The organism is Neoroseomonas rubea, from assembly GCF_016106015.1.
GTDB lineage: Bacteria > Pseudomonadota > Alphaproteobacteria > Acetobacterales > Acetobacteraceae > Neoroseomonas > Neoroseomonas rubea.
In genome coordinates this window covers 1-4,541 of the sequence record NZ_JACADQ010000339.1, presented here as the reverse complement: position 1 = coordinate 4,541, position 4,541 = coordinate 1, and the positions used below count along the sequence as shown (strand labels likewise).

At 70.1% G+C, this 4,541-nt stretch carries 4 protein-coding genes; 2 read left to right on the top strand and 2 right to left on the bottom strand.

Going from position 1 to position 4,541, the window contains the following annotated elements; translation table 11 throughout:
* The coding region (locus HW577_RS21240) for a lysophospholipid acyltransferase family protein (RefSeq protein ID WP_198378118.1) at positions 1-710 on the top strand (710 nt) is incomplete at its 5' end.
* A gap of 187 nt (positions 711-897) precedes the next feature.
* Positions 898-1,935 (top strand): ACR3 family arsenite efflux transporter, encoded by a 1,038-nt coding sequence (gene arsB, locus HW577_RS21235; RefSeq protein WP_198378117.1) that lies wholly within the window; start codon positions 898-900, stop codon positions 1,933-1,935.
* Positions 1,936-2,015: 80 nt separating this feature from the next.
* On the opposite strand, the gene ahcY is transcribed toward arsB, so the two are convergent.
* Both ahcY and HW577_RS21225 read right to left on the bottom strand, forming a co-directional pair.
* On the bottom strand, positions 2,016-3,419 hold the full coding sequence (ahcY, locus tag HW577_RS21230; protein WP_198378116.1) for an adenosylhomocysteinase: 1,404 nt from the start codon (positions 3,417-3,419) through the stop codon (positions 2,016-2,018).
* A gap of 93 nt (positions 3,420-3,512) precedes the next feature.
* The coding region (locus HW577_RS21225; protein WP_198378115.1) for an ATP-binding protein at positions 3,513-4,541 on the bottom strand (1,029 nt) is incomplete at its 5' end.

Below are 4,541 nucleotides of genomic sequence, written 5' to 3'. Positions count from 1 at the left end.
GCGGCGCGCCGTCCCTGCCCGCGCGCAGCGCCGTCGACCTCGCGGCGGATGCGGCGCGGGCGACGACGCAGCCCTCGCCCCTGCTGCTGCCGCTGCGCTTCGGCGGCTGGGCCTTGGCGCGCGGCATCGGGCGGGCAATGTTCTCGCTCTCCGCCACGGGGGCCGACGCCGTGCCGCGCAGCGGGCCCTTCGTGATCGTCGCCAATCATGTGAGCGACCTCGATCCCGGCCTGGTCGCGGCGGCGCTGCCCTTCGGCGCGATGCGGCGGCTGTGGTGGAGCGGCGCGGTGGAGCGGCTGTTCGGCAGCGCGGCGGCGCGCGCCTTCGCCCGCGCCTTCCAGGTCTTCCCGGTGGATGAACGCCAGCCGGCGCAGGCGACCGCGATGGCGCGCGCGGTGCTGGCACGCGGGGATGGGCTGGTCTGGTTCCCGGAATCCTGGCGCTCGCCCGACGGGGCCTTGCAGCGCTTCCTGCCGGGCATCGGCCGCGTGCTGGACGGAATGGACCAGGTCGTGATCGTGCCGGCGGTGATCGAGGGCGCCTTCGAGGCGATGCCGCGCAACCGGCGCCTGCCACGTCGCCATCCGGTGCGCATCCGCTTCGGGGCGGCCTTCACCGTGGGCTCGCTCGCGGTGAGCGCGACGGAGCCGCGGGCGCGGGCGGAGGAGATCGCGGCGCTGTTGCGGGAGAGGGTCGCGGCGCTGGCCTGAGCGACATCCGATCGGGCGGCGTCGCCTGGCCGAATGTCCTGCTCCGCGCCTGGACTGCGGCCGATCGGGGGCCGCCTTCGTCGGGGCCCGCCCCCGCCCCGTCGACCGTGCGCGATCCCCCGCCTATCCTTGCGACCGAAGGGGCGCGTCCGCCGGCGCCGCCATACCGCCAGGGACCCCGGCCCGCATGTCCTTCTTCGAACGCTACCTCTCGCTGTGGGTCGCGCTCTGCATCGTCGCCGGCATCGGCCTGGGCAGCGCGCTTCCCGGCCTGTTCGGCCTGCTTGCCGGCCTCGAATACGGATCGGTGAACCTGCCCGTCGCGGTGCTCATCTGGTTCATGGTCTACCCGATGATGGTGGCAGTGGATTTCTCCAGCCTGCGCCGGGTGCATGAACGGCCAAAGGGGCTGGTGATCACGCTGGTGGTGAACTGGCTGGTGAAGCCCTTCACCATGGCGGCACTCGGCGTGCTGTTCTTCGAGCATGTCTTCGCCGGGCTGATCGATCCCGCCAATGCCGGGCAGTACATCGCGGGCCTGATCCTGCTGGGGGCCGCGCCCTGCACGGCGATGGTCTTCGTCTGGTCGCAGATGACGCGCGGGGATGCGACCTACACGCTGGTGCAGGTCTCACTCAACGACGTGGTGATGGTGTTTGCCTTCGCGCCGATCGTCGCGCTGCTGCTCGGCGTGACGGACATCGTGGTGCCGTGGGAGACGCTGCTGCTCTCGGTCGTGCTGTATGTGGTCATCCCGCTCGCCGCCGGGGTCGCGACGCGGATGCATCTGGCGCGGCGGGCCGGGCCGGGTGTCTCGGCGGAGGCGCAGGTCCAGCGCTTTATTGCGCGGGTCAAGCCGCTCTCGGTGCTCGGGCTTCTGGCGACGGTGGTGCTGCTGTTCGGCTTCCAGGGCCGCGTCATCCTGGACCAGCCGCTGCTGATCGGGCTGATCGCCGTGCCGCTGCTGATCCAGTCCTACGGCATCTTCGCCCTGGCCTATGGCTGGGCGTATCTCTGGCGCGTGCCGTTCAACGTCGCCGCGCCCTGTGCGCTGATCGGCACGTCGAACTTCTTCGAACTTGCCGTCGCGGTGGCCATCGGCCTGTTCGGCCTCAATTCCGGCGCCGCGCTGGTCACGGTGGTCGGCGTGCTGGTGGAAGTCCCCGTGATGCTCTCCCTGGTCGCCTTCGCGAACCGCACCCGCGCCTGCTTCCCCACCACCTGAACGAACCCCGGTATTGGTTTCCAAAGGCCTTTCGGCCTTTGGCGGGGGGTCGAGGGGGGCGGCGCCCCCCTCGCTGCCTGTCAGTAGCGGTACTGTTCCGCCTTGAACGGCCCCTGCTGTTCGACGCCGATGTAGGAGGCCTGCGCCGCGCTCATGCGGGTGAGCGTCGCGCCCACCTTCGCCAGGTGCAGCGACGCCACCTTCTCGTCCAGGTGCTTGGGCAGCACGTAGACCTTCTTCTCGTACTTGCCCGGGTTCGTCCAAAGCTCGATCTGCGCGAGCGTCTGGTTGGTGAAGGACGCCGACATCACGAAGGACGGGTGCCCCGTCGCGTTGCCAAGGTTCACGAGCCGCCCCTCGGACAGCAGGATGATGCGCTTGCTGTCGGGGAACTCGATCTCGTCCACCTGCGGCTTGATGTTGTCCCACTTGTAGTTGCGCAGGCCAGCGACCTGGATCTCGCTGTCGAAGTGGCCGATGTTGCACACGATGGCGCGGTGCTTCATCGCGCGCATGTGGTCGACGGTGATGACGTCGATGTTGCCGGTCGCGGTGACGAAGATGTCCGCCTGCGGGGCGGCCTGTTCCATCGTCACGACCTCATAGCCTTCCATCGCGGCCTGGAGGGCGCAGATCGGGTCGACCTCGCTGACCATCACGCGGCAGCCTGCGTTGCGCAGGGACGCGGCGGAACCCTTGCCCACGTCGCCGAAGCCGCAGACCATCGCGACCTTGCCGGCCATCATCACGTCCGTGCCGCGGCGGATCGCGTCCACCAGCGATTCACGGCAGCCGTACAGGTTGTCGAACTTCGACTTGGTGACGCTGTCGTTCACGTTGATGGCGGGGAACAGCAGCTTGCCTTCCTTCGCCATGTTGTAGAGGCGGTGCACGCCCGTCGTCGTCTCCTCGGACACGCCGACGATGTTCTTGGCGAGCTGGGCGAACCAGCCCGGCTTGGTCTTCAGGCAATCCTTGATGAGGGCGAAGAAGACCTCCTCCTCCTCATTCGTCGGCTTGTCGAGGAAGGCGACGTCGCCCTGTTCGGCGCGCAGGCCGTAATGCACCAGCAGCGTCATGTCGCCGCCATCGTCCAGCAGCACGTTGGGGGTGCCGCCATCGGCCCATTCCAGGGTGCGCTTCACGTACTGCCAGTATTCGGGGAGCGTCTCCCCCTTCACGGCGAACACGGGCGTGCCGGTCGCGGCGATCGCGGCGGCGGCGTGGTCCTGCGTGCTGAAGATGTTGCAGGACGACCAGCGGACATCGGCGCCGAGATGCTTCAGCGTCTCGATCAGCACGGCGGTCTGGATGGTCATGTGCAGGCAGCCCGCGACGCGCGCGCCCTTGAGCGGCTGGGACGGGCCGTATTCGGCGCGCACGGCCATCAGGCCGGGCATCTCGTCCTCGGCCATCGAGATCTCCTTGCGGCCCCAGGAGGCCAGGGAGAGGTCCTTCACGACGTAATCGGCGGCAGCGGACATGCGCTCTCACTCTTCAACGGTTGGTGTCAGGCGGGCGCGGTAGCACGCCCGGCCGGCCGAGGCCAGAGAGCACAGTCACTCATAATGATATCTTTATGTGCCGGAGCCCGGATCGATCCCCGGCCACCACACCCGGAACACCGTGCCAACACCTTCCTCGCTCTCGATCACGAGCGTCCCGCGGTGCCGGTTCACGATGTGCTTCACGATGGCGAGGCCCAGCCCCGTCCCCCCCGCCCGGCGGGACCGCCCCTTGTCCACCCGGTAGAAGCGTTCCGTCAGGCGCGGGATCTCATCCCGCGGCACGCCCGGCCCGTCATCGGCGACGGCCAGCGCCACGCCCGGGCGGCCATCGCGCCCCGGGGCCAGGGTGACGGACAGGCGCACCTCCCCCCCCTCCCGCCCATGGCGGATGGCGTTGTCGAGCAGGTTGCGCACGACCTGCGCCACCTGGTCGGCATCGGCAGGGTCCGCGACGGCGTGGTCCGGCAGGTCGAGGCTCAGCCGTGCCCCGCGGCCGGCCAGGATCGGCGCCATCGCCTCCGCTTCCGCACGCGCCACGGCCGCAACATCGGCCCGCCCGGTCGGCGCCTGGTGTTCCGTCAGTTCGATGCGCGACAGGCCGAGGAGGTCGTCGATCAGCCGTCGCATCCGGTCGGATTGTTCCGCCATGATGCCGAGGAAGCGCTGCTGCGCCGCGGGGTCGTCAGCCGCCGGGCCGCGCAGCGTCTCGATGAAGCCGATCAGGCTGGCGAGCGGCGTGCGCAATTCATGGCTGGCATTGGCGACGAAATCGGCGCGCATCCGCTCCAGGGCCCGTTCCCGCGTGCGGTCGGACAGCAGCACCAGGATGCGGCCGCCATCGGCCAGGGGTGGATCCATCGGGATGATCTGCGCCACCAGGTCGCGCAGCACCGGCACCGGCAGCACCAGGTCCGCGACCATGGGCTGCCTGGCCGCCAGGGCGCGGTCCAGCGCCTCGGCCAGCGCGGGGTGGCGCAGCAGGGCGGCCGCGTCGGCCGGCGCCGCGCCGGCATCGGCCGGGGCGCCCAGCATCTCCCGCGCCGCGCGGTTGGCCCGCAGCGGCAGCCTGGATTCGGAAAGCACCAGCAGCGGGTCGGG

Coding starts and splice junctions, on each gene's coding strand:
- ahcY (WP_198378116.1), bottom strand. CDS start 3,419: ATGTCCGCTGCCGCCGATTACGTCGTGAAGGACCTCTCCCTGGCCTCC.
- arsB (WP_198378117.1), top strand. CDS start 898: ATGTCCTTCTTCGAACGCTACCTCTCGCTGTGGGTCGCGCTCTGCATC.